The organism is Streptomyces sediminimaris (assembly GCF_047049295.1).
In the GTDB taxonomy this organism is placed as follows: Bacteria; Actinomycetota; Actinomycetes; order Streptomycetales; family Streptomycetaceae; genus Streptomyces; species Streptomyces sediminimaris.
The window spans coordinates 7414286-7437771 of the sequence record NZ_JBJWOT010000001.1; the positions used below are offsets into that span (position 1 = coordinate 7414286).

The 23486-nt window shown below is 73.6% G+C and carries 23 protein-coding genes; 11 read left to right on the forward strand and 12 right to left on the reverse strand.

Annotated features, from left to right (window positions below):
- Positions 1 to 34 precede the first annotated feature (34 nt).
- Positions 35 to 673: a nucleotidyltransferase domain-containing protein gene (locus tag ACJ9NR_RS33955; protein WP_412490843.1), complete on the forward strand. Its 639-nt coding sequence runs from the start codon at positions 35 to 37 to the stop codon at positions 671 to 673.
- A gap of 57 nt (positions 674 to 730) precedes the next feature.
- Here ACJ9NR_RS33955 and ACJ9NR_RS33960 read toward each other — a convergent pair whose 3' ends face one another.
- The 3 genes from ACJ9NR_RS33960 to ACJ9NR_RS33970 form a co-directional block, all read right to left on the reverse strand.
- Positions 731 to 1021: a hypothetical protein gene (locus ACJ9NR_RS33960; RefSeq protein WP_412490842.1), complete on the reverse strand. Its 291-nt coding sequence runs from the start codon at positions 1019 to 1021 to the stop codon at positions 731 to 733.
- A gap of 165 nt (positions 1022 to 1186) precedes the next feature.
- Complete coding sequence (locus ACJ9NR_RS33965) at positions 1187 to 2800, reverse strand: sensor histidine kinase (protein WP_412490841.1); 1614 nt, start codon at positions 2798 to 2800, stop codon at positions 1187 to 1189.
- Positions 2790 to 3485, reverse strand: a complete 696-nt coding sequence (locus ACJ9NR_RS33970; protein WP_412490840.1) for a response regulator transcription factor — start codon at positions 3483 to 3485, stop codon at positions 2790 to 2792. The genes ACJ9NR_RS33965 and ACJ9NR_RS33970 overlap by 11 nt, the downstream gene beginning before the upstream one ends.
- A gap of 173 nt (positions 3486 to 3658) precedes the next feature.
- On the opposite strand from ACJ9NR_RS33970, the gene ACJ9NR_RS33975 reads away from it, so the two are divergent.
- The gene (locus tag ACJ9NR_RS33975; protein ID WP_412490839.1) at positions 3659 to 3883 is read left to right on the forward strand and encodes a hypothetical protein; all 225 of its coding nucleotides are present in this window, start codon (positions 3659 to 3661) and stop codon (positions 3881 to 3883) included.
- Positions 3884 to 4070: 187 nt separating this feature from the next.
- Complete coding sequence (locus ACJ9NR_RS33980) at positions 4071 to 5729, forward strand: penicillin-binding transpeptidase domain-containing protein (RefSeq protein WP_412490838.1); 1659 nt, start codon at positions 4071 to 4073, stop codon at positions 5727 to 5729.
- Positions 5730 to 5765: 36 nt separating this feature from the next.
- Here the strand turns inward: ACJ9NR_RS33980 and ACJ9NR_RS33985 are convergent, their stop codons facing one another.
- Positions 5766 to 6134: a hypothetical protein gene (locus ACJ9NR_RS33985; protein ID WP_412490837.1), complete on the reverse strand. Its 369-nt coding sequence runs from the start codon at positions 6132 to 6134 to the stop codon at positions 5766 to 5768.
- 258 nt (positions 6135 to 6392) lie between these two features.
- Here ACJ9NR_RS33985 and glxA point away from each other — a divergent pair, with 258 nt between their 5' ends.
- A complete protein-coding gene (gene glxA, locus ACJ9NR_RS33990) occupies positions 6393 to 8345 on the forward strand; it encodes a radical copper oxidase GlxA (protein ID WP_412490836.1) in 1953 nt (650 codons plus the stop codon).
- Positions 8346 to 8429: 84 nt separating this feature from the next.
- Here the strand turns inward: glxA and ACJ9NR_RS33995 are convergent, their stop codons facing one another.
- Both ACJ9NR_RS33995 and ACJ9NR_RS34000 read right to left on the reverse strand, forming a co-directional pair.
- Positions 8430 to 8966, reverse strand: a complete 537-nt coding sequence (locus ACJ9NR_RS33995; RefSeq protein WP_412490835.1) for a hypothetical protein — start codon at positions 8964 to 8966, stop codon at positions 8430 to 8432.
- A 297-nt stretch (positions 8967 to 9263) separates the two neighbouring features.
- Positions 9264 to 9770 (reverse strand): nitroreductase family deazaflavin-dependent oxidoreductase, encoded by a 507-nt coding sequence (locus ACJ9NR_RS34000; RefSeq protein WP_412491835.1) that lies wholly within the window; start codon positions 9768 to 9770, stop codon positions 9264 to 9266.
- A gap of 168 nt (positions 9771 to 9938) precedes the next feature.
- Here ACJ9NR_RS34000 and ACJ9NR_RS34005 point away from each other — a divergent pair, with 168 nt between their 5' ends.
- From ACJ9NR_RS34005 to ACJ9NR_RS34015, 3 genes are all read left to right on the forward strand, one after another.
- Complete coding sequence (locus ACJ9NR_RS34005; protein WP_412490834.1) at positions 9939 to 11027, forward strand: PP2C family protein-serine/threonine phosphatase; 1089 nt, start codon at positions 9939 to 9941, stop codon at positions 11025 to 11027.
- Positions 11028 to 11061: 34 nt separating this feature from the next.
- Entirely contained in the window at positions 11062 to 11598 is a 537-nt protein-coding gene (locus ACJ9NR_RS34010) for a MarR family winged helix-turn-helix transcriptional regulator (protein ID WP_412490833.1), read from the forward strand.
- 184 nt (positions 11599 to 11782) lie between these two features.
- On the forward strand, positions 11783 to 12508 hold the full coding sequence (locus ACJ9NR_RS34015; RefSeq protein WP_412490832.1) for a hypothetical protein: 726 nt from the start codon (positions 11783 to 11785) through the stop codon (positions 12506 to 12508).
- A 96-nt stretch (positions 12509 to 12604) separates the two neighbouring features.
- On the opposite strand, the gene ACJ9NR_RS34020 is transcribed toward ACJ9NR_RS34015, so the two are convergent.
- The 3 genes from ACJ9NR_RS34020 to ACJ9NR_RS34030 all read right to left on the reverse strand — a co-directional run bounded on the left by ACJ9NR_RS34020 (position 12605) and on the right by ACJ9NR_RS34030 (position 15648).
- Entirely contained in the window at positions 12605 to 13393 is a 789-nt protein-coding gene (locus ACJ9NR_RS34020) for a DUF4142 domain-containing protein (RefSeq protein ID WP_412490831.1), read from the reverse strand.
- Between the two features lie 226 nt (positions 13394 to 13619).
- Positions 13620 to 13871 (reverse strand): hypothetical protein, encoded by a 252-nt coding sequence (locus tag ACJ9NR_RS34025; protein ID WP_412490830.1) that lies wholly within the window; start codon positions 13869 to 13871, stop codon positions 13620 to 13622.
- Positions 13872 to 13968: 97 nt separating this feature from the next.
- The gene (locus tag ACJ9NR_RS34030; protein ID WP_412491834.1) at positions 13969 to 15648 is read right to left on the reverse strand and encodes a chloride channel protein; all 1680 of its coding nucleotides are present in this window, start codon (positions 15646 to 15648) and stop codon (positions 13969 to 13971) included.
- Positions 15649 to 16086: 438 nt separating this feature from the next.
- On the opposite strand from ACJ9NR_RS34030, the gene ACJ9NR_RS34035 reads away from it, so the two are divergent.
- On the forward strand, positions 16087 to 17283 hold the full coding sequence (locus ACJ9NR_RS34035) for an FAD-dependent monooxygenase (RefSeq protein WP_412490829.1): 1197 nt from the start codon (positions 16087 to 16089) through the stop codon (positions 17281 to 17283).
- A gap of 87 nt (positions 17284 to 17370) precedes the next feature.
- Positions 17371 to 17799, forward strand: a complete 429-nt coding sequence (locus ACJ9NR_RS34040; protein ID WP_412490828.1) for a nuclear transport factor 2 family protein — start codon at positions 17371 to 17373, stop codon at positions 17797 to 17799.
- A 37-nt stretch (positions 17800 to 17836) separates the two neighbouring features.
- Here ACJ9NR_RS34040 and ACJ9NR_RS34045 read toward each other — a convergent pair whose 3' ends face one another.
- Both ACJ9NR_RS34045 and ACJ9NR_RS34050 read right to left on the reverse strand, forming a co-directional pair.
- Complete coding sequence (locus ACJ9NR_RS34045) at positions 17837 to 19639, reverse strand: copper resistance CopC/CopD family protein (protein ID WP_412490827.1); 1803 nt, start codon at positions 19637 to 19639, stop codon at positions 17837 to 17839.
- A gap of 132 nt (positions 19640 to 19771) precedes the next feature.
- Entirely contained in the window at positions 19772 to 20290 is a 519-nt protein-coding gene (locus ACJ9NR_RS34050) for a hypothetical protein (protein WP_412490826.1), read from the reverse strand.
- Between the two features lie 144 nt (positions 20291 to 20434).
- Here ACJ9NR_RS34050 and ACJ9NR_RS34055 point away from each other — a divergent pair, with 144 nt between their 5' ends.
- Together ACJ9NR_RS34055 and ACJ9NR_RS34060 are read left to right on the forward strand one after the other, a co-directional pair.
- Complete coding sequence (locus ACJ9NR_RS34055; RefSeq protein WP_412490825.1) at positions 20435 to 21253, forward strand: SDR family NAD(P)-dependent oxidoreductase; 819 nt, start codon at positions 20435 to 20437, stop codon at positions 21251 to 21253.
- Between the two features lie 189 nt (positions 21254 to 21442).
- Positions 21443 to 22153 (forward strand): ZIP family metal transporter, encoded by a 711-nt coding sequence (locus tag ACJ9NR_RS34060; RefSeq protein ID WP_412490824.1) that lies wholly within the window; start codon positions 21443 to 21445, stop codon positions 22151 to 22153.
- 109 nt (positions 22154 to 22262) lie between these two features.
- Here the strand turns inward: ACJ9NR_RS34060 and ACJ9NR_RS34065 are convergent, their stop codons facing one another.
- Positions 22263 to 23345 carry a DNA polymerase III subunit beta family protein gene (locus ACJ9NR_RS34065; protein ID WP_412490823.1) on the reverse strand — a complete coding sequence of 361 codons (1083 nt, stop codon included), beginning with the start codon at positions 23343 to 23345 and terminating at the stop codon, positions 22263 to 22265.
- Between the last annotated feature and the right edge of the window lie 141 nt (positions 23346 to 23486).

Consider the following 23486-nt stretch of genomic DNA (forward strand, 5'->3'; position numbering starts at 1 on the left):
CCGGGCGCCCTCGGCGAGGGCCTAGGTTGTCCGGATGACCGGTTCCCTGCCGCCGGGCGGCGCCGTAATCGCACCGGGCGAGCTGGACGCCCGATGGGCGCACGCCTGGCGGCCGGAGCAGGCCGCGGAGCGACTGGACGGGGTCCGGGCACCCTGGTGCGTCGCGGCGGGATGGGCGCTGGATCTCTTCCGCGGGGCGCAGACGCGGCCGCACGGTGATCTGGAGATCGCCGTGCCCGCGGCGGGCTTCCCGGAGGTGCGGGTCCGCTTCCCGGAGTACGTCTGGGACGCGGTGGGTTCCGGGCGGGTCTGGGCCGGCGCGGGAGCCGGGGCCCTGGCGGCCACGCACCAGACCTGGCTCCGGGAGCCGGCGACCGGCCGCTTCCTGCTCGACGTCTTCCGTGAGCCGCACGAGGCGGGGGTGTGGATCTGCCGCAGGGATCCGGGCCTGCGCCTGCCCTACGGCGCGATCATCGAACGGACGGCGGACGAGATCCCCTACCTCGCACCGGAGCTGGTGCTGCTGTTCAAGGCGAAGGCGCCGCGCCCCAAGGACGAGGCCGACTTCGACGGTGTGCTGCCGGTGCTGGACCGGGCACGGCGGGACCGGCTCGGCGGCCTGCTGGAGCGGGTGCACCCGGGGCATCCGTGGCTGGTGAGGCTGGCGGCGTAGGACGGGCCGGTCCTGCGCCCGCGCCGCGGTCGCGAACCGCCCCGGGCGGGCGCCGGATCAGGTTCCGGAAGGGGCCGCGTGCCCCGGCGCGACGGGCTCGGTACCGTATTCGGCCAGGTCGGCGTGGAGGAGGAGCAGGCGGGCCAGGTCACGGGCCTCGCCGGGGGTGAGCGCCGCCCACACTCCCGGTTCGCCGCCCTGGTCGCGGCCGACGTCGAGAGCGATACGGGTGATGGGCCGCTCCGTGGGCACGAGCCGCAGCCGCCGTACCGCGATGCTGCGTCCGCAGGTGGTCACGAGCCGGCCGTCCTCGCTGCCGGGGGGCCGGTCGCATCCTGCCGTCGCCATCGTTCTCACGCTCCTTCGCCGGGGCGGTGTCGGGTCCCGGCGGGTGCCGGCTGTGGCGTATACCCGGCGGGGTATGAGGAACAGCGCCGTGCGAGGCCGCTTTGTTCCCCGGATCAGGCGTCGGCGGCAGGCCGCGCGCGGCCACCGCTCATCCGGGGGAAGCCGTCAGGCACCCCCGCCGGTGTGCGCCTCGGAGGCGGCTCGCTCCTCGGTGCCGGCATCCGGAACAGACGTCCCCTCTGCCGGGGCCCTGGGCAACCGGAGGACCATCCGCGTTCCGCCGCCGTCCGGTCCGGGGGCCGCGGTGACCGTACCGCCGTGAGCGGTGATCAGCTCCTTGACCACGGCGAGGCCGATGCCGCTGCCGCCCCCGGCGCGGGCGCGGGTGCCGCGCCACAGGCGGTCGAAGACGTGCGGCAACTCGTCGGCGGGGATGCCGGGGCCGGTGTCGATGACCTCGACGAGCGCCTCGGACGCCGTCGCGGACGTGGCGACGGTGACGGTGTCGCCGGGACGGCAGTGGCGGGCGGTGTTGCTCAGCAGGTTGCCGAGGGCCTGATGCAGGCGGTCGGCGTCCGCGAGGACCGTAAGGGGAGCGGGGCCCGGGACGGTGTGCACGGTGAGCCCCGCCGTGCGCAGCTCGGCCCCGCGTTCGGTCACGGCGGCGACGGCCAGCGCGGTCAGATCCACCTCGGTCAGGTGCAGCGACAGGCGGGCCGACTCCGCCTCCGCCAGCTCCCCGAGATCGCCCACGATCCGGCCCAGTCGCAGTGCCTGGTCGTGCAGCGTGCCCAGGCGTTCGGCCGAGGGGTCGGCGTAGCCGTCACGCAGTTCCTCCAGCCCCGCCTGCAACGAGGCCAGTGGCGTGCGCAGTTCGTGGGCGACGTCGGCCGCGAGCCGGTGCCGGGCCCGCTCGGCCCGGGCGACGTCGTCGGCCATGGCGTCGAAGGCGCGGGTGAGGTCGCCCAGTTCCCCCGGCGCGTCGATCCGGGCGCGCGCGGCGCGGTCGCCGGCGGCCAGCGCTCGGGCGGAGGCCGCGACGCGGACCACCGGTGCGGTCAGCCGCCGGGTGACGAACCAGCTCACCGCCAGCGCCAGGACGAGGGCTCCGGCGGCGGCCGCGGCGATCCAGCCCCAGGCGACGGACAGGCCGGCGGACCCGGAGCCGGCCGAGAAGACCAGGTGCACCGAGCCGACGGTGCGGCCGTCGACCACCACGGGCGCGGTCGTCGCGGGTCCGGATCCGCCGGATCCGTCCCCGTGGTGCCCGCGCGGCGAGTCGGACATGCCGTGATCGTCCTCCGCGCCGGAGCCGGAGCCTGAGCCGGTCCCGGATCGGGAGCCGGAGCCCGAACCCGAACCCGAACCCGAGCCCGAGTGGGAGTCCGAGCCGGAGCCGGAGCCGGAGCCGGAGCCGGAGTCCGGGCCCGAGCCCGTGCCGGAGCCGGACATCATCTCGTCGTCCGCGTTCCGTACCGTGAGCACCGCGCCGGCGCCGGCGGCGATGGAGCGCGCCGCCGACAGGTCGGCCGACGACCAGCCGGCTCCGGCCCGGTAGGCGTCGGCGACGGCCGTGGCCACCCGCGAGGCGGCACGCTGGCGGTCGGCCTGGTGGGCACTGTTCAGCCCGAGGCCGGCTCCGACGAGCGCCGCGGCCGTCAGCAGGGCCACGGACGCGAGGGCGACCACGGCGAAGGCGGCGAAGAGCCGCCGCCCGAGCGGTCCGAGTCCGCCGGAGGGCCGCGTGCCGGGGCGTGCCCGGCCGGGCTCACGGGTCACGGGCCCACCCCAGCCGGTACCCCACGCCCAGTACGGTCTCGACCAGTTCGGGGCCGGCGTCGCCGAGCTTGTGCCGCAGGTTCTTCACGTGCGAGTCGATCGTCCGCTCGTACCCGGCGAACTCGTAACCGCGCACCCGGTTGACCAGCTCGTAGCGCGAGTACACCCGGCCCGGCACCGATGTGAGCGTCGTCAGCAGGCCCCACTCGGTGGGCGTCAGTTCCAACGGGGTCCCGTCCAGCACCGCCTCGTGCCGGGCCTCGTCGATCCGCAGCCGCCGCCGGCCGTACGACAGGACCGGGGCCGCGCCGGCAGCCGTTCCCCCGGCCCGCTGCAGCACCGCGCCCACCCTGAGCACCACCTCGGTGGGGCTGAAGGGTTTGGTCACGTAGTCGTCGGCGCCCAGCCGCAGCCCGTGGATACGGTCCTCGACGGTCGTGCGGGCGGTCAGCACCACCACCGGCACCCGCCCGCGCTCCCCGGCCTCGCGCAGCACCTCGTCGCCGTCCACGTCGGGCAGGCCGAGGTCGAGCAGGGCCAGGTCGACATCGCCCTCGCCCAGCAGTCGCACGGCCTCGGCGCCCGAGCCGGTCGTGAGCACGCCGTATCCGGCGCGCTCCAGATAGCGGCGCAGCAGCTCGCGGATCTCCTTCTCGTCCTCGACGACGAGCACGGTGGCGGCCATGCCCCACATCTACGCGCCCCGCATGCCCGTACGGGAGGGCCGAACAGCCCCGATCGGCCCGTCGGTTGTCTCCATCCCGTCTCCACACGGCGCCCACGGCGGCTGCAGGGCCCGGCGCGACGGTGACGGTGCGGGAGCGCGAGGACGCTCCCGCGGACCCGAGGAGGTGCGCCATGAGGCGCAACACCAAGATCGCGGCGGCGGCCACCGCGGGCGCCCTCGCCCTCGGCGGCCTGCTGGCCGTCGGACCGGTGGCCGCGGGCACCGGCGACACCCCGGCGCCGTACTCGACCGTGCGGCAGCACCGGATGACGGACCATGAGCACCACACCGGGCAGCCCGGCGACGGCCTGCACGACGCCCGCCGGGACGGGAGCTGCACCGTCCTCACCCCGTAGGGCACCCCGACCGCGGCCCGGCGGGACGCGCTCGCGCGGACGTCCGGAAGGAGAACCGGCCCGTGGGCCGCGGCTCGAAGAGCCCTCCGGAGGCGTTCGGGCACCGTCTGCGGGACGGCCTGACGGTCCGGTAACGATCCACGGGAGCCGATAGCTGCATAATGCAAACAAACATATGATCCACCGCATGAACAGAGCTGTGAAGATCGGCATAGCCGGTACCGGTACGGCGCTGCTCGTCCTCGGGGGACTCGGCACCTACAACGTCGTGCAGGCGATGTCCTCCGGGACGACGGGCGACGGGGGGCCCGAGGCGGCGCACACCTTCGACCCGGCGGCGGTGTCGAGCCGGCCGCCCTCGGGCGCCGAAGCGCTCAAGCTGACCCGGGCCTTCCTCGGCAGCTGGTCCCGGCAGGAACTCGACGACGCGGCGAAGGACACCGACGCCTCGGCAACCGCGGTGTCGGCGCTGCGGGGATACGCGGACGGCCTGCACCTGAAGGCGCTGGCCTTCAAGAACGTCACGTCGGCGGGTCCGTCGACGGTCACCGCGGGCGCCACCAAGGTCACCTTCGACGTCACGGCCCGGGTCGCGGGCGGCACCTGGACCTATTCCGGCGCGGTGGCGGTGCGGCAGAGCACCGACGGCCGGGCGGCGGTGCACTGGAACAACTCGGTGCTCTGTCCCGGCCTGGGGGCCGGGCAGTCGCTGACCGCGGGCAGGCTCCCCGCCGGCGCGAGCACCGCCGAGGTCGTGGCGAGCGACGGCACGACGGACCTCGCCCGGTTCCCGTCGCTGCGCGACATCGTGGCGACGATCCGCAAGAACGCCGAGCCCGCCGGTGGCCGCACCGGCACGGGCGTCGCCGTGGTCGACGCGAACGGCGACGGCGTCAGGACCCTGCGGGTCTTCACCAAGGGCAGGGCCCCGGTGATCAGGACGACCCTCGACGCCCGGTTGCAGGCCGTGGCCGAGAAGGCGGTGACGGACTCCCATCTCCAGGGCAAGCCCGCCGGGACGGTGGCGCTCGACTTCAGGACCGGTCACATCCTCGCCCTCGCCCACACGGGGGCGGACGGCGACATCGCCATCAACGGCATCAAGTCGCCGGGCTCCACGATGAAGATCATCACCTCGGCCGCCCTGTTCGACCGGGTGGGCATGACGCCGAACAGCTCCGCCCCGTGCACGGACTCGCTGATGGCCAACAGCCAGCTGTTCCACAACGACCCCGGGGTGCGGGCGAATCCCGCCTCCACGCTCGCCCAGGCGTTCACGGTGTCGTGCAACACGGCCTTCATCAAGGACGGTTTCCACTACCTCGTGCACGACGGTGACGCCTCCGCCCTGCACGACGAGGCCGTCGACGTCTTCGGCATGGGCAGCTGGTCCATCGGCGGCGGGGTGGCCACCACCGACCCGAGCATCCCGTCCGGCGCGCGGGGCGGCGACCAGGCGGCCCAGTTCATCGGTCAGGGCAGGGTCACGGCCACACCGCTGTTCATGGCGTCCGTGGCGGCCACCGTACGCGGCGGCGGCTTCAAGCAGCCGATCATCCTGCCGGACCAGCACCAGGACACCGCGCCCCGGCCCATCTCCGCCCGCACGGCCGGTTATCTGCGGTCGATGATGCGCACCGTGGCCACCAGCGGTACCGCCGCACCGCGGCTGGGCGGGCTGGCGGGCGTCGGGGCCAAGACCGGTACGGCCGAAGAGGGCGACCACACCAACGGCTGGCTGACCGCCTACGACTCCCGCATCGCCGTGGCCGCCCTGGTCGAGGGCGGCAGGTCCGGCGTGAACTCCGCCGGATACGTGGTCAGGCACCTGCTCACCGGGAGCTGACGCTTCGTCAGGTCACGGCTGTCGTCGCGGGGGTCGTCACAGGAGCCACTCGATCTGCCGCAGCTCCTTGCGGACGGTGGCCAGGTCCGTGCGGTGGCGGTCCAGGACGACGTACAGGAACAGCCCTTCGTGCGTGCGGCGGTTCAGCGGCCGGATGAGGTGGTACTCCGTGTCCAGCGTGATGAGGATGTCCTCCAGCCGCACCGGCGCGTAACCCATCAGGGTCAGGGCCGCGAGCTTGGCGCGCACGACGTCCGTGCCGCCGCTCGCGGCCTTGGCGAGGTCCAGGCCGTCCGGCCTGCCGAGGGTGCCGAGCGTCATGCGGCTGACGTAGTCGACGACCGCGACGCCGAGCGCGCCGTCGAGGCGCATCGCCCTGTGCAGCGCGATGGTGATGGCGGACACGGCACCCCCTCGTCGTACGGCGCGAAGCCCGGTGGACCGGCCGTCTTTGCATCGTGCCACGATTCACGCCGGCCGACCCCGGCAATGGGCGGGCGGGAGCCTCGGTGCCCCGGCCGGCCGCGCGTTCCTTGTCGCGGCTGTTACACGGGTTTGGCTTCTGCTTTGCACAGTGCAAAATAAGATGGCGTTTTGCTGTGCGGCCACCCTCGTCGGGCGGCCGTGGACCGCTGCTGCACCCATTCCGGGGGGGATGTGGGAATGAGTTCTGCACGTGACTTCGGCGGGCGCCGGCGCGCTCGCCGCCTCGCGGTCGGCACCGTGGTGGTGCTCGCGCTGGCCGGGATGAACGGGCCCTGGCTGTACCGTTTCGGAGTCGAGAAGTATCACCACTACGAGATCAACAGACCGGAGTACAAGGCCGAGAACGGGCACTGGGACGTCGTCGACGTGCCGAAGCGGTTCCGGCAGAACACCATCCACGGGGCGCTGCTGCAGACCGGCAAGGTGTTCCTGGTCGCCGGCTCCGGCAACAACCTCGACAACTTCGACGCCAAGAACTTCCGCTCCGTCGTGTGGGACCCGGTCAAGAACACCTACCACGAGGTCAAGACCCCGGCCGACCTGTTCTGCACCGGCCACATCCATCTGGCCAACGGCAACCTGCTGTTCGCGGGCGGCACCAAGCGCTACGAGAAGCTCAAGGGCGACGTCACCAAGGCGGGCGGCCTGATGGTCGTCCACAACGAGAACCCGGACAAGTCCGTCACCCTGCCCGCCGGCACCCGCTTCACCGGCAAGGAGAACCACAAGACCTTCGTCTCGAAGGACCCCGTCACGGTCAGACCGGCGAAGAAGGTCTTCGACAGGAAGACCGGGAAGTTCCTGCGCACCGAGGCGAGCCTGGGCCGCGTCTACGTCGAGGCGCAGAAGAGCGGTGCCAGGTACGAGACCGGCGCCCAGGAGAACTACCGGGTGCAGGGCCTCACCGGCTCCGACACCCACGACGTGTACGGCATCGCCAACAAGCTCGGCCTGGACAAGAAGGACTTCCAGGGCATCCGCCAGGCCTACGAGTTCAACCCGTACACGGAGAAGTTCACCAAGGTCGCGCCGATGAACGAGGCCCGCTGGTACCCGACCCTGACCCGGCTCGCCGACGGCCGCGTACTGGCCCTGTCCGGCCTGGACGACATCGGGCAGGTGGTGCCGGGCAAGAGCGAGATCTACGACCCGAAGACCAGGACCTGGCACTACAGCGGCAAGGTCCGCCAGTTCCCCACCTACCCGGCCGTCTTCCAGCTGCCCGACGGGACCTTCTTCTACTCCGGCTCCAACGCCGGCTACGGGCCCAGCACCGTCGGCCGCACCCCCGGCATCTGGCGGTTCGCCACCAACAGGTTCACCGAACTGCCCGGCCTGGGCGACCCCGGCCTGATGGAGACCTCCGGCACGGTGCTGCTGCCGCCCGCCCAGGACGAGAAGTTCATGGTGGTCGGCGGCGGGGGGATCGGCGAGTCGACGAAGTCCTCGAAGAAGACCCGGGTCATCGACCTCAAGGCGGCCCGGCCGCACTTCACCGACGGGCCGGCGCTGACGGAGGGCACCCGGTATCCGGAGCTGTCGATCCTGCCCGACGACACCGTGCTGGTCACCGGTGGCTCCCAGGACTACCGGGGCCCGGCCGCCGAGAACATCCACCAGGCCCGTATCTACGACGCCAGGACCGGCAGGATGCGCCGCGTCGCCGACCCCGAGGTGGGCCGCAACTACCACTCCGGTTCCATCCTGCTGCCCGACGGCCGCGTCATCACCTTCGGCGGCGACTCCCTCTTCGCCGACAGGGCCAAGACCAAGCCCGGGGTCTTCGAGCAGCGCCTGGAGATCTACACGCCCCCGTACCTCTACCGCGACTCCCGGCCGTCCCTGACGAGCGGCCCGAAGACCGTCCGGCTCGGACAGACGGCGACCTTCACCACCAAGTACGCCTCCGTCATCAGGACGGCCCGGCTGATCCACCCCAGTTCCACCACCCACGTCACCGACGTCGAACAGCGCTCCATCGCCCTCGACTTCAAGAAGACCGGGGACGGCAAGGGCATCCGGGTCACCGTCCCGGACAACCGCAACCTGGTCCCGGCGGGCTGGTACATGCTCTTCGTGACCGACGACCAGGGCACACCGTCCAAGGCGCTGTGGGTACGGGTGCCCTGAGAGGTGAGCGCCGAGCGGCCGGGGCTCCGGCCGCTCGGCGGCACCGCTGATGCGGCCGCGGCAGCGCGCGGGACCGCGCGCGTCTCACCCCGTGCCGGGCATCGGTGGGGGTGTGCCCGCGTAGGCCGGAGCGGACGGCTGACCGGTCTCGGTGGGCGCTCCGTCCGGCATCACCTCCTCGGACTGCTGCGAGGTGGTGTCGCCGGGCCGGCCGCCGGGGGCGCCGGAGCGGCCGGCCCCGTAGGAGAGTGTTCCGACGGCCACCAGCACCGCGACGACCGCGACCAGCGCCCGGCCCACCCGCCGCCGTCTGGCCGGGCCGTCCATGTCCCGCCACGCCTCGCCGGGCCACGCGTCCTGCGGTTCCCACAGCTCGCCCACCGTGTCCGCTCCGGGCTCGCCGGACGCCCGGCCGTTCGGGCGGCGCCGTGTGTTCTTCGGACCCGCGGGCTCGGGCCGGGCCCCGGCCGCCCGCTCCCGCGCCGAGGGCTCCCGGGGCGCGGAGATCCGGATGGCCTGCTCGGTGTCGTCGAGGAACTGCAGCCACACGGTGTGGGGGACGGGCGGGACACCGCTCCCGTCGCCGGGTGTGCCGTCCCGGCCCGGGCCTTCAGCGACCACGACGCCTTCTCTCCTCGTCCCCGCTCGACCGGGCCGGTTCCGCGGACCGCGGCCGACCGAGCGGATCGGCCGGCCGGCGCGGGGCGCGCGTGGCCCGAAGCCGCACGGCGGGAGACCTGTCGGCGGTCAGCACGTCGCTCCCACTCCCGATATTCTGCCGATCACTCCTGGGCGCTGGGCGACGCCGACCGCCGACTCGGTCCCCCGAGATGCAAGCTTTGCATAGTGCAAAATATGATCACCAGTTCCTTGCGATCTTTTGACCCGGTGTCCGGCGCCGAATCCGCGACCGGACGATCACGCCCGGCGAGAGCCGGGGCCGGCCTCCAGGCGCACGAAGGGAACGGCCCGGCCGGCCTCCCGGTACCCGGACTCGGTGCCGTCCGCGGGCAGACCCGTGAACGCACACAGCCGGCGCGCGGCGCGCGGGCGGCGCCGCGCGTGGCGGGCCATGATCCCGGCGCCGTCGTCCGGCGTCAGGAAGTGGGCCGTCACGGCGTGGTGGCGGGTGCCCACCTCGATGACGGTCTTCGGCTCCGCGCGCAGATTGCGGTACCAGTCCGCCCCCGGGCCGGAACCGGACGCGACGATCCAGCTGCCGTCGGCCGGCTCGTACTCCACCGCCTCCAGGACCACGCGCCGGTGGAGCCCGGTGACGCGGCCGGTGTGATGCAGCAGGAGCAGCCGCCGGCCGAAGACCCAGCCCAGTCCGGCGCGGAAGAGGACGACCGGCAGCCGTGCGAGCAGCCGCCGCCCGCCGACGGGAACCCGGGGCCGGTCCGCCGCGGTCTGTCTGGGGGGCATCTTCGCCTTTCGGACGTCGGGCATGTCACTCTCGGCTTCTATTGGGTAAAGGGCTGGGCCGGGAGTCTCTTCCTCACAGGAACCTTTGCATAGTCTAAAGGCGGGGAGGGTGTCTGTGCCACACACGAGGGGCCGGCTCCCGCGCGCAGGAACGTCGCTGGAGGACGCATGACGGAGGAGAAGCCGGCGCCGGGTTTCGCGGTGCTGTCCTGGATGCCGGTGGCGGTGATGGCCGTGGTGGCCGGCGCGGACGTCGTCGCCGGGCCGAGCGTGGGCCTCCTGCCGCTGGTCTCCCTGGGCCCGGCGTTCTCCGGGCTGGTCGGCGGCTGGCGGCGTACGGCGCTGATCGGTGCGGTCGCGCTGTTGCTGTGCGTGGCGCTCGGGCTGTACGACGGGCTGTTCGAGGAGCGGCGGGGCTTCACGGCGATGGCCTCGGTGGCGGGTGTCACCGGCGTGGGCATCGCGGCCGCGGTGACACGCTCGCGCAGCGAGGCGGAGCTGGCCAGCGTCCGGTCGATCGCGGAGGTGGCGCAGCGGGTGCTGCTGCGCCCGGTGCCGCGGACCGCGGGCCCGCTGCAGGCGGCCGTGTCGTACACGTCGGCGGTCGCGGAGGCACGCATCGGCGGTGACCTGTACGAGATGGTCGCCTCCCCGCACGGGATCCGCGCGATCGTGGGGGACGTGCAGGGCAAGGGCCTGGCCGCCGTGGAGACCGCCGCCGTAGTGCTGGGCGCCTTCCGGGAGGCCGCCCACGAGGAGCCCGACCTGGTCGGGCTGGGCGAGCGGCTGGAGCGGAGCCTGGGCCGGGAACTGGAGGGGGAGAAGTTCGTCACCGCCGTCCTCGCCGAGATCGGTTCGGATCACGCGGTGGTCTTCCTCAACTACGGTCATCCGGCCCCGATGGTGGTGCGCCGGGACGGCGTCGTCGACTTTCCGCAGCCGCTCGCGTACTCCCTCCCCCTGGGGCTGGGCGCGCACGGCGGCGACGGGCCGAAGCCCTATCGGGTGGACTTCGCGCCCGGCGAGCAACTGCTGCTGTACACCGACGGGGTCACCGAGGCGCGGGACGCCGACGGCGGCTTCTACCCCCTCGGTGACCGGGGGGATCTGCTCGGGGAACCCGACGCGGCACGCGCTCTGGAGGCCCTGCGGGAGGACCTGGTGCGGCACGTCGCCGGGCCGCTGCACGACGATGCAGCGATGCTGCTGCTGCGCTACCACGGTCATGGGGAAGGAAAATCTGTTCTCATCGGGTGAGTGAGCGGCGACTTCGGCACGGTAGAAAGGACGTATGCCGGAACGTGAGAACCCCGCCGGGGCGATGGACGACGTCGATGCGGTCACCCGTGCGGTGCTGACCGCGTCCCGCCTGCTGGTGGCGGTGTCCGCGCGCTCGCTCGCCGAGGTCGAGGACCGGGTGACGCTTCCGCAGTTCCGCATGCTGGTCGTGCTGTCCACCCGCGGTGCCACCAAGCTGGTCGAACTGGCCGACCTGCTCCAGGTGGCGCCGTCGACGGCGATGCGGATGGTCGACCGGCTCATCGCCGCCGGGCTCGCGCACCGGGAGACCAACCCCGGCAACCGGCGCGAGACCCTGCTGCAGCTCACCGGAGAAGGCCGGCGCACCGTCGAGGACGTCACCGCGCGGCGCCGCTCCGAGATCGCCGCGATCGTCGAGCGGCTCTCCCCGCTGCAGCGGCTGGGACTCGTCGAGGCCCTGGGCGCGTTCAACAAGGCGGGAGCCGAACCCCTCGTCCCCGCCGCGGGCGAGTCGGAGCCGCATCCGCTCGGCTGGATAGTCGACGACGTGCTGGCGCACGACGCCTGAGGCCGTTCCAGCCGGTCATCACGATTCCCGGACGGTGCTTCTTCGGGCCGGAAAGGTCTTGCATAATGCAAGGCAATCGTGAATGGGGGCTGCGCGGCCGTGCTCCGGCAACGCGCGCCCCGTGAAGGCGTCCGGTCGCGGGGTGCGTCTCGAAGCGGTCACCGACGGATGGAAGGATGCGGGCGTGAGACGCGTGCGCCGGAAATATCGGCACTCCTCCTCCGAGCCGCACCTCATGGCGCATCTGCGCGCGTCGGTGTGGGGGCCCGCGGAGTTCGTCGGGCGGCCGCCCTGGTGGCTGGTGGGGGAGGGGATCCTGGCCGGGGTCCTCACCGCGGGTGCCATCGTCGCGGCGACGCTGTTCGGTGCCTGGACGGGCAGGCCCGCACTCGCCGACGGCGAGGCGGGCCTGGTGTGTGCGGGGGCGCTGGCGCTGTATCTCGCCTTCGTCGGGGCCGGTCGCGCCCTGGTCGGCATCGCCGCGCTGCTCGGTGTGTGCCTTGCGTTCCAGGCTCCGCAGGCCGCGGCCGGCGCGGTGCTGGCGGAACGCGGGCAGGTGCAGTCCGTGGTGGTGACGTCCGTCGAGGGGGGCCGGGCACTCGGCGGCGGGCGCTCCCGGTACCTGTGCTCGGTGGCGGACGCCGACGGGGTGCCGCTCAAGGTCCGCATCTGGCGCGGCTGCGGCGAGGCGACCCGGCCCGGGGACGCGCTCGCCGTGCGCTACGACCCCAAGGGCCGGGTGCCGCCGCGCGGTGTGCGGACCGGCACCGGTGTGCCGGGGCCGGTGCGGGACCTGGCCCCCTGGTCCGCCGCCCTCGTCGCCGCGTGCCTGATCGCCGTCGTCCGCTCCTACCGGCTCTCCGTCCCGCCGCACGGTCCCGGTCCTGAGCGCGCATCACCGCGGTCCTGAGTCCGCGCCTGCGCCGTCCTGAGCGCGCGCCTCGCTCCCCCCTGCCGGGCCGCGTGTGCGCCTGTCGACGCCGCCGGGGCGCAGGCGTCACGAAGGTCATCCCACCGTGGGGGAACCGGACGGGGAAGCGGGCGGGGAGGCGGACGGCGAGGGCTGCGTGGCCGGGCCCGTCGGCACTCCGTCGGTCGGCAGCCCCGGGGGCACGCTGAGAGCCACCACGGGAGCCCCCGGCTGCGGCACGGGTGGCGTGACCTGGGCGGACGGGAGCTTCGGGGGCGTCGTCTCCTGGAAGTTGACCTGGTTGAAGTTGACCAGTCCGGTCTTCTCCATCTGCCCGATGTGGTCCAGGACGACGTCGTTGGCCTGGTCGGCCAGCTGACGCACGAGGGTGTTCTGGGTGGTGGCGCGGATCTTGGCGATGGTGGAGAAGATCGAGCCATGGGTGACGCGCAGGATGTTGGCGAAGTCGGAGTCGAACTGCTTGCCCGTGTCCGACTTGAACTTGTCCAGGAAGCCCTGCTGCTGCGGAGTGGGCTGGTTGGGGATGGTGATGTTCAGCTCGGGGGCGATCTTCCGGCAGTTGGCGTCGAGCGCGGCGTGCCCGATGACCAGGTGCCGCCCAGCCTCCCGCACGGCCGCGCTCGTCCCCTTCTTCATGGCCAGGTCCCCGGACGGGCCCTCCCACAGCCCGGCGGAGCGTACGAAGACGACGAAGTTGCGGTCGGCCTCGGTGAGCGGTCCCCACTGGGTGTTGGCTATGACTCGCGCCCCGTTGCTGGATGTCTTCTGGACGCCGAGCATGCTCGGGTAGGCCAGGGCGGCTAGGGTTGCGGCCAGCGCACCGCCGACGAAGAGAGAGCCGATGGTGTTGCGCGAGATGGGCATGGGTCCTCCGGTGCGGACTGCATGGACGCAAGGAGGTACGGGCCCCAAGTAAAAAAGAACCTTTGTGCCAGGTAAAGATTGCACTATGCCGACACGGTCGCCCGTCCCACGGGCAGGCCGCTCCCGGCGGATCCGCGCGAGTCGCCCCTCCGGCGGTGCCGGGCCCGCGCCCGGCGGTGGTCACAGGGTGCTCCGGCCGCATGAGAGGTGGAGGCGCCCGGGCGGGTCACCTCCACCTCTCGTGCAGCCGTACCGTCGCCACCCGCCCCGGCCGCATGATGCGTATCCTGCCGTCCTCGCAGGCGGGGCAGCGCGGTGACTGCAGCGGGGACGGCACGCGCCTGGCGCCGAGGCGGTAGGTCGCGGTGACGCGCGCGTGCTCGTCCACCCTCAGCTCGATGTCGTAGGTGCTCTCCCAGCCGTGTCCGCAGGCGAGGCAGGCGAACGAGTAGGAGCGCTGAACGTACTCGGTCTGCATGGTTCACCTCTTCCGGGCGATCCGGGTGTCCAGACCTCGGCTACCCAGTCTTGCACAGTGCAAAATAGGGGGTCCGTGAGCTGCCGGTCCGCGGCCGTCAGGGCGCCGTGTGCACCGCGCGCAGGGCGCTCTGGTGGCTGAGCCAGCCGACCGGCTTCCCGCCCTGCGAGTCCAGCACCGGTACGCCGGTGCCCCCGGACGACAGCAGGGTGTGCAGGGCCTGGCCGAGGGGCTGGTCGGCCAGGACGGACGCGGGGGCCTCGGCGAGCTGCCCGATTCGGGCCGGCGCGTCCTCCGGTTGTTCGGCGAGTGCCTGGGCCACCGCCTGCGCGGTGATGACGCCGGCGTAGTCACCGCCGTCGTCGACCACGGGGAGCGCGCCGTGGCCGGACAGGCTCAGCAGGTCGGCGGCGTCCGGGAGGGTCGTGGACACCGGCAGCGGGGAGGGCAGCGGTTCCATGACCGCGCCGACCCGCTGCGTGCCGATCCGCGCACCGGGGGCGGCGCCCTCCAGGTCGATGCCGCGGCGGCGCAGCTTGAGGGTGTAGATGGTGTCGCCGGTGAGCAGACGGCTGATCGCGGTGGCCAGCACGATGGCCAGCATCAGGGGCAGGATGATCGAGTACTCGCCGGTGAGCTCGAAGAGGATCACCACCGCGGTGATCGGCGCCCGGGCCGCGCCGGCGAACACCGCGCCCATGCCGACCAGCGCGTACGCGCCCACCGCGCCCGCGGAGTGGGGGAGCATGTGGTGGACGCCGATGCCGTACGCCGAGCCCAGCATCGCCCCGATGAACAGGCTGGGCGCGAACACGCCGCCGGAGCCGCCGATGCCGATGGTCAGGCTGGTGGCCACCATCTTGCCCACGAGCAGCAGGAGCAGGAAACCGACCGCGTAGCCGCCCTCGGTCGCCTTCTGCAGTACCGGGTAACCGACGCCGTACATCTCCGGCAGGAGCAGCAGCACGAGGCCGAGGGCGACCCCGCCGACGGCCGGACGCAGCCATTCAGGGCCGCGCCAGATCCAGTCGCAGGCGTCCTCGATCAGGTACAGGAAGCGGGAGAAGCCCACGCCGACCGCGGCCGCGCCGACGCCGAGCACCGCGAACAGGCCGTACTGGGCGAGGTGGTCGACATGGAAGTCGGGCAGGGTCAGGAAGGGCGTGTTGCCGAAGGCCGCGCGTCCGATGATGCTCGCGGTCACGCTGGCCAGCACGGCGGCGCCGAAGGCCTCCGCGCTGAAGGCGCCCAGGATCAGTTCCATCGCGAAGAAGACGCCGGCCAGCGGGGCGTTGAAGGTGGCCGCGATACCGCCCGCCGCACCACAGGCGACCAGCAGCTTCATCCGGCCCTCGGTCACCTTCGTGAGGCGGCCGAGGGTGGAGCCGAGCGCCGAGCCGATCTGCACGATCGGGCCCTCACGGCCCACCGAGCCGCCGGAGCCGATGCACAGGCCGGAGGCGAGGGTCTTGACCACGGCGACCTTGGGGCTGATCCGCCCGCCGCGCTGGGCGACCGCGAGCATCACCTCGGGCACCCCGTGGCCGCGTGCCTCCTTGGCGAACCGGCTGACCAGCGGCCCGTAGAGCAGACCGCCGACCACCGGGGCGAGGAGCACGAAGTACGGGCCGAGCCACGGCAGGTGCGGGTTGTCCGCACCCGGGGAGGCGGCGTAGTCGGAGTGACCGGAGAGCAGGCGCGTGAAGGTCTTGATGCACCAGCGGAAGACGACCGACCCCGCACCGGCCCCGGCGCCGACCACCACGGCGAGTGCCATCAGGCCCCATGGCGCGTTGCGCAGCCCCGAGAGCCTCGGGGTGGTGGGGGTGAAACCGCTTGTATCACTGCTGGGCACTTGCTTCCCGTCTGTCGCTGCCGTCATGGCGCTCGTCGCTTCCGCTTCCATGTTTGCATTATGCAAAACGAGTCAAGAGGGCGTCACACCGGCCGTCTCGACGGCGCACCGCCGGGGCGCGCCGGGGCAGTGGTCCGCCGTGCGGGTCGGTCCTCGGTCCGCCGGGACGCCGGGTCGCGGTGCCCGGCCCGGGCGGTCAGGTGCGCCGGTCCTCCTGGGGTGAGGCGGGCCGTGACCGTTCGCGGCGAAGGAGGAAGCTGCGGCGGCGCCGGTCCTGGGCCTCCTTGACACCTCAGCTTTGCATAGTGCAAAAGTATAGAGCAGGGAACGCTCGGGGAGGGGAAGAGGCGATGGACACCGATGAGAGCAGTGATTTGCGGGGCCGGTATCGCGGGACTGGCGTTGGCCGGCCGCCTGCACAACGTGCTCGGCTGGGAGGTCGTGGTCCTGGAGAAGGCCCCGCGGCCCCGCACCCAGGGCTACATGATCGACTTCTTCGGCCCGGGCTATGACGCCGCCGAGGCCATGGGTGTGCTGCCCTGGCTGGAGGAGCTCAGCCATCCCGTCTCCGAGGCGGCCTTCCTGGACGAGCACGGCCGGTGCCGCGCCCGGCTCCCCTACGACCGCCTCGCCCGCCCCCTGAACGGCCGCCTGCTGAGCATCATGCGGCCCGACCTGGAACTCGCCCTGCGCGAACGGCTCTCCCTCGCCGTCGGCCTCCGCTTCGGCACCGGTCCGGCACGCGTCGACCCGGGCGCCTCCGGCATCCGCGTCACCCTCACCGACGGCACCACGCTCGACGCCGACCTCCTCGTCGGAGCCGACGGCCTCCACTCCACGGTGCGGGCCATGGTCTTCGGCGAGGAACAGCGGTGCCTGCGCTACCTCGGTTACCAGACCGCCGCGTTCACCTTCGACGATCCGCAGGTCCACGCGGAACTGGGCGACCGTTTCTGCCTCACCGACACCGTCGACCGGCAGATGGGCCTCTACGCCCTGCGCGACGGCAGGGTCGCCGCCTTCGCCGTCCACCGCAGCGCCGATCCCCGCCGCCCCGAGGACCCGCGGGACGCGCTGCGTCGCGAGTACGGCTCCCTGGGCTGGCTCGTCCCCCGCGCACTGGCGGCCTGTCCGCCGTCCTCCCAGGTCTACTACGACCAGGTCGCCCAGACCGACCTGCCGTCCTGGAGCCGTGGCCGGGTCGTGCTGGTCGGCGATGCCTGCCAGGCCGTCTCCCTGCTCGCCGGACAGGGCGCCTCGCTGGCCGTCGCCGGTGCCTACGTACTGGCCGACCAGCTCGCCGGCGCCCGCCGCGTCGAGGACGCGCTGCGCGGCTACGAACGCCTGTGGCGGCCGGTCGTCAGGGACCGGCAGCGAGCCGCCCGCAGAACGGCCCGCTGGTTCGTCCCGGAAACCGCCCGGCGTCTGCGAGTGCGCCGCACGGCCCTGCGGTTCGCCGGGCTGCCGGGCGCCGGCCGTCTCGCCGGCGTCTCACCGACCGGGAGACAGCGCCCGTCCCTCGGACAGCTCGCCACCGTCCCCGTCCGGTCCGCCTGAGAGGGGGCACGTGGCGGCGCCCCGCCCGCGAGCCCGCGGACGGAAACGGCGGGGCACCGAAAAGCCCCGCACGCTCGAGAGGCCCAGATGCGATCAGATTCCCGGCCCGGTTCCGGTGCCGTGACCGCTCGGCTGCGCCAGGCCCTGCACACCGCCGACTGTCCTTCGCTCGCCGACGTCCTGCACCCGAACGTGTGCTGGCACCCGCCCTGGGCCGGCAGCGGCACAGGCTGCCACACCCGCTCCCACGTCCTCAGCCGCTGCGCCCGGCTGCGCGCCCTCGGCCTGTGGGCCACCGTGGAGGAGACCTTCACCTACCCCGCGGCCGTCGTCCTCGGCCTGCGCGTCCACGGTCCGGTGCCCCCCGCCGACCCGGACAGCGTCGTGTACCACGTGTTCGACGTCACCGACGGCCTCGTCACCCGCATCACGGGCTACACAGACCGCGCCCAGGCCCTGGAGGCCGCCTTCCCCGGTGCCGTGGCCGGGCCGGGCCGCGCGGGGCCCCGGTGGTGAGGGACCGGGGCGTGCCGCCCGCACCGGCGTCGCCCCCTCAGCGGCCGATCCGCACCGTCCTCGACACGGTGACCTGGTCGATCTCGGACACCCTGACGGTGGCGCCGATCGTCCAGGTCCCGGCGATCGGGAGATCGAGGGTGTCGCTGCCCCAGTAGCCGCGCTCGTCGACGAGCCGCGCGTCCAGCGGGCCGACGTGCCGGCCCGCGAGGGTGAAGCTCAGCCGCAGTTCGGGGACGGAGACCGGGCTGCCGTCGGCGCCGTAGACGATCGCCTCCACCACGTTGCGGCCCACCCGGCCCGGTTCGAGGGTGATCTGCACCTTGCCGCGCCCGGAGAGGGTCTTCTTGCCGGTGTCGTACGGGATCAGGGTCAGGGACACCTCGGGCTGCCCGGCCACCGGCGCGGCGGACGCCGACGCGGCGGCCCGGCCCGTCCCGGTGCCGGTCAGCACCGTCGTCAGGACCAGCACCAGCACGCCGACCGCCACCTCGGCCAGCACGGACCGGCGCAGACCGCGGCGCCGCGCCCGCTCCCCGGAGCCGTCCGCGCCGCTGCCGTCCCCGGGGTCGGCGGGCGGAGCCCCGCCCGCCCCGGCGCCCACCAGCACCCGCTCCTGCGCCGGAGCCTTCAGCAGCGCGCCCGTCCAGCGCCGGGAGTACGAGGCCGCCGCCAGCATCGCCAGCACGGCCCAGACCTTGAAGACGAGGATCCTGCCGTACGTCGTGGCGAACGCGTCCAGGGAGCCGAGCCCGCGCCAGGACTGGTAGACGCCGGTGACGGCCAGCACCGCCACCGAGGCCAGGGCGATGCGCGAGAAGCGGCCGACGGCGGCGGGCGGCAGCGGTTCCTCCGCGGGGGCCCGGTACAGGGCGAGCAGCAGCGCGGCCAGGCCGCCCAGCCACACCGCCATGGCCAGCAGGTGCAGCATGGAGGAGGCCATCGCCACGGGCACCTGGATGCCGACGGAGGCGTGCTCCGCCGCCGCCCAGGTGGCGGCCAGCCCGGCTGCGAGAGCGCCACCGGCCAGGAGCGCGGGCCGGCCGCGCACCTGCTCCGCCCGCCGTCCGCGCACCACCGCCGCCACCGCCACCAGCAGCGCCAGCCGGGCCAGCAGCGCGAGCCCCGGCCGGCTGCCGGCCGTGTGGCGCAGCGCACCGGGGTCGAGGACACCGCCGAGCCCACCGCCGCTGTCGTACGGGCCGCGCAGCAGCACCAGCGCGAGGGTCGACACGCACAGCGACCACCAGCCCACCAGGAACGGTCCGCGCACCACGCGCGCGGCCACGGGCGAGCGCCAGCAGGCCAGGACGAACACGGCGAGGCCGATCAGCAGCGCCAGCCCGGCGTAGGCGACGTAGCGCCCGACGCCGTACAGCGCGCCCACGGCGCGGTCCACGGCCGGCGGGGGAGCGGCGGTGGCCACGGTCCTGGACGGCTCGCCGACCGAGAAGGTGAAGGCGCCGGACACGGCGTGGCTGTCCGCCGAGACCACCCGCCAGGACACGGTGTACGTACCGTGCTTCAGGCCGCTCGCCAGCGGCACGCCTGCGGTGTTCCCGCGGCCGCCCACGTGCCGCGGATCGCCTTCCGCCACCGGGCGGTTGTCCGGGTCGAGCACCCGCAGGGAGTCCTCGACCAGCGAGACCGACTCGTCGAAGGTCACGGTGACGCGCTTCGGCGCGGTCTTCAGCACGCTGCCCTCATGGGGGTCGCTGCCGGTCAGCACCGCGTGCGCGGACGCGGGAGCCGCACCCTGGAGGAGGGCGACGGCAAGCACGGCGACCACCACCAGGAGTGAGTGGACCGTGCGCCTGCCGCTGTCGAGCTGTCGTCTCACGTCGCCTCTCCGCGTCCCCGGTACATGCGTCAGGGATACGTACGGACGCGTGCGCCGCGGCGCTCACCGTCCCGGCCTTCCGCGGCAGCCGGTCCCCACCGGCGCGGCGACACCGGGCGCCCGGGCCGGGCGTCAGGACGAGGCGACCCGTGCCTGGAAGCGGACGAGTCCGGCCACACCGAACTGCAGGGCCACCGGCAGGGTGTGCCTGGCGGTGACCCCCTGCACGTGGTGCAGCAGGACGCGCGGTCCCCCGGCGCCGAAGGTGACGGTGGTGCCGTCCCGCAGCAGGATCCCGGCGGTGGACAGGGAGCCGTTGCCCTCGGCCGACTTCGCGCCGGTCAGCCGGCCCCGGCCGCCGTCCGGGGTGGAGACCATGGCGAGGTGCTCGGGAACGCCGTCGTCATTGCGCACGGCCATGCTGAGCGAGCCGTCACCCGAGTGATCCAGGTGCGCGACGGCGTCGGTGATCGTCAGGTCGACGTCGGCGACCTGCACGTGGATGCGGCCGGGGACGGCCGGGCTGCCGGCGGACGCGGAAGGCGCGGAAGGGGAGGAAGGTCCGCTCGTGCAGCCTGCCGTCAGAGCGGCGAGAGCCACGGACAGGGACGCCGCCAGGAGGGTGCGGGTACGGGGGGCTTTGACTGCCATCTTTGCAGTATGCCAAGGTCGATCCCCAGGCCGCCCTCCGGCCCCTATACGGGGGCTGGGCCCCGGGGCGGGCCGTGGCACGGAGAGGCAGGATGCCGCGCGCACGGGCCGGGCGACCGTTCCGGACGGCCGGGGAGGCGATCGATGACCGAGATGCGGCGGGGCGCACGGACCGTCCTGGTCACGGGTGCATCGTCCGGGATCGGCCGGGCCGCGGCCCGGTTGTTCGCGGAGCGCGGCGCCCGGGTCTTCGGCACGTCCCGAAGCGCCCGCCCCGACGACGCCGGCGTGGAGATGCTGCGGCTCGACGTGCGCCGTGAGGACTCCGTCCGGCAGTGCGTCGAGGAGGTGCGGGCACGGGCGGGCGGCATCGACATCCTGGTGAACAACGCCGGTGTCATGCTCGAGGGATTCGCCGAGGAGACCACGCCGGACGAGGCGGAGACGGCGTTCGCGACGAACTTCTTCGGCACGGTCCGGGTCACGAACGCGGTGCTCCCGGGCATGCGCGAGAGGCGCAGCGGCCGCATCGTCAACGTCGGTTCACTGGCCGCGTGGGTGGGGGAGCCGGGTGAGGGCTTCTACGCCGCCTCGAAAGCCGCCCTGGCGCGGTATTCGGAGGCGCTCCGGCAGGAGGTGTGGCACCTGGGCGTCGGCGTCGTCCTGGTGGAACCGGGGGCGTTCACCACGGACGTGCTGAACGCCGCCAAAACGGCCGGAGCGGTGATCGCCGACTACGACGGGCCGCGGGAGAGCGCCCACCGCACCCTGCACCGTGCCATGGCCAGGGGACAGGACCCCCGCGTGGCGGCCGAGGTGATCTGGAAAGCCGCCACGGACCGCAGGCCGAGGGGCCGCTACGGCGCGGGCCGGGAGGGCTTCTGGGTGCCCCGGTCGAAGACCCTGCTGCCGCAGCGCCTCTTCGAACGCCTGCTCCGCGGCGCCTACCGGCTGCCGCGCTGACCGCGCTGCCGGGTCGCCGCGCCGGGAGGCGGGCGCGATCCGCCGTCGTGCGGGCCGTCGCGGCCGCCGGGGCCTGTCCGGAGCCGGGCGGGAGTGACGCTGCCCCGGCCCGGGAACCCCGGTACTTCGGACGTGGGCCCGTTCCGGGCCCCGCGTCGTTGCTGCCCACCCACCGGAGAGGCGCGGCTCGTGAGTTCTGGCCTGGCCACCTCGGTCGGCTACGCCGCCATCGGCGGTGTGTCGGTGACGGCCGGTGCCGCGTACGCCACCTCGCGCGCGCTGGGCGCCACGGCCCGCAGCCTGGTGCAGCATGCCGCGGCCGGGACGGTGTTCGCCGGTCTGGTCATCGACGTGCTGGCCAAGCTGGAGCGGCGCTCCGACCAGCTGCTGTTCACCGTCCTGGGGCTGCTCGTGGGGCTGGCGGGCATGCTGGCCGTGCGCCGGTGGGCGCCCGAGGAGCCGCAGGGCGGCCGGCGGGGTGCGGGCAGCCTGGTGGTGACCGTGCTGACCGACGTGCTGGTCGACGGTGTGCTGATCGGCCTGTCCGCGGCCCTGGGCCCGGGCACCGGGCTGCTGTTCGCGCTGGCCCTGGCACCGGAGATGTTCCTGCTGGGCACCACCGCCGCGACGCGGCTGGACTGGCCGCGCTCCCGCACCGTCACGGCCGCGGCCGTGACGGGGGCCGGCATCGTCGCGGGCGGCGCGCTGGGCTGGGCCGTGGCGCGCGCCCCCGCGGGCCTGGCGACCGGGGTGCTGGGGGCGGGCGCCAGCGTGATCATGTATCTGGTGTTCGAGGAACTGCTGCGGGAGGCCCACGAGCAGGACACCGGGCCGGTGGAGGTGGCGGTGCTGTTCGCGGGCTTCCTGCCGTTCTTCTGCCTCGGGATCGCCGTCGGGTGACCGCCACCGGTACATGGCCGCCGGCCGCGGCCCGGCGACGCCCAGTCAGGCCGGCGGTGCTCCGGGCGGGCCTGCGCCAGCTCGGCCCTCGGGGCGTGCCGACAGCGGTTCAAGGCTCCAGGCGCACCGGCATCAGCAGCGAGAACGTCCCCTCGTCGTCCGGCCGGCGGATCGCGATGGGAGCCGTCGGGACGCCGAACTCGAGGATCAGTTCCTCCCGGCCTCCGGCCGCGAGGGCCTCCAGCAGGAACGCGCGGTTGACGGCCACCTGGTCCGGGTCGTCGTCGCCGTCGGCACAGACGGCCACGGCGCCGTCCTCTGTCACCTTCAGCACGCTGAGGTCGCAGGAGGCGCCGTCCGGATCGCGCACCTCGGTCGCGCGGACGGGACCGCTCTCCACCGCGTCGCGGAGGACGGCCGCGTCGACAAGCGCACGCCGCCCGGCCGGCAACCGGACGAGGCGGCGGTGATCGGGGAAGTCGTGGTCGAGGCGCAGGCCCGACGCCTGTCCGTCCGCCGTCTCCAGCGTCACCCGATCACCGTCCACGGCGAGCCGTACGGGCTCCTCACCGCTCAGCAGCGCCCGCATCGCGTCGGCCAGCGGGGCAGGCACGATGGCCTGCGCGGCGGATCCGCCGGATCCGCCGGCACCGACGTGCGCGACAGCCATCCGGTACCGGTCGGTGGCCACGACGCGAAGTACCTCCCCCTCGACGTCGAACAGGACGCCGCCCAGCATCGGCAGCTCCGGATCGGCACTGACCGCGAAACGGACGGCGTCCAGGGCGCCGGCCAGCTCAGGAGCCGGAACGGTGAGCCGGAGGGTCGTGGTACGAGTGGAAGCCAAGGCGTTCTCCCTGTGTGTGAGTAGTTCCCGGAGCGCGGAGAACTCGGTACGAGCGTCGGACAGTTCGCGTTCGAGACGGCGCAAGTGCGCCTGCAGCAGCTCACTCACCAGGTCCTTGTCCGCGTTGGACCAACCGGCCAGGACCAGTCGGATGTCCGCCAGCGACATACCGGCCCGGCGCAACCGGGCCAGCAGCCGCGCCTCCTGGAGCTGGGCCGGGCTGTACCAGCGGTAGCCGCTCACCGGGTCCACCCGGGCGGGGACCAGCACACCGGTACGGTCGTAGAACCGCAGGGCACTCACCCCCAGCCCGCTGGCGCGGCCCATCTCACCAATGCTGCGCATCTCGCTCTCCACATCCGGAACTCTGGGCCCTGCACAAGGTCGAGGGTCAAATCCCGGGTCCGCGAGCCGGCCGCCGCCGGAGCCGCAGGTGTCAGGCGTGCCGTGGGGGAGCGGGCATCCGGCCGGGTGGCCGGGGCGGAG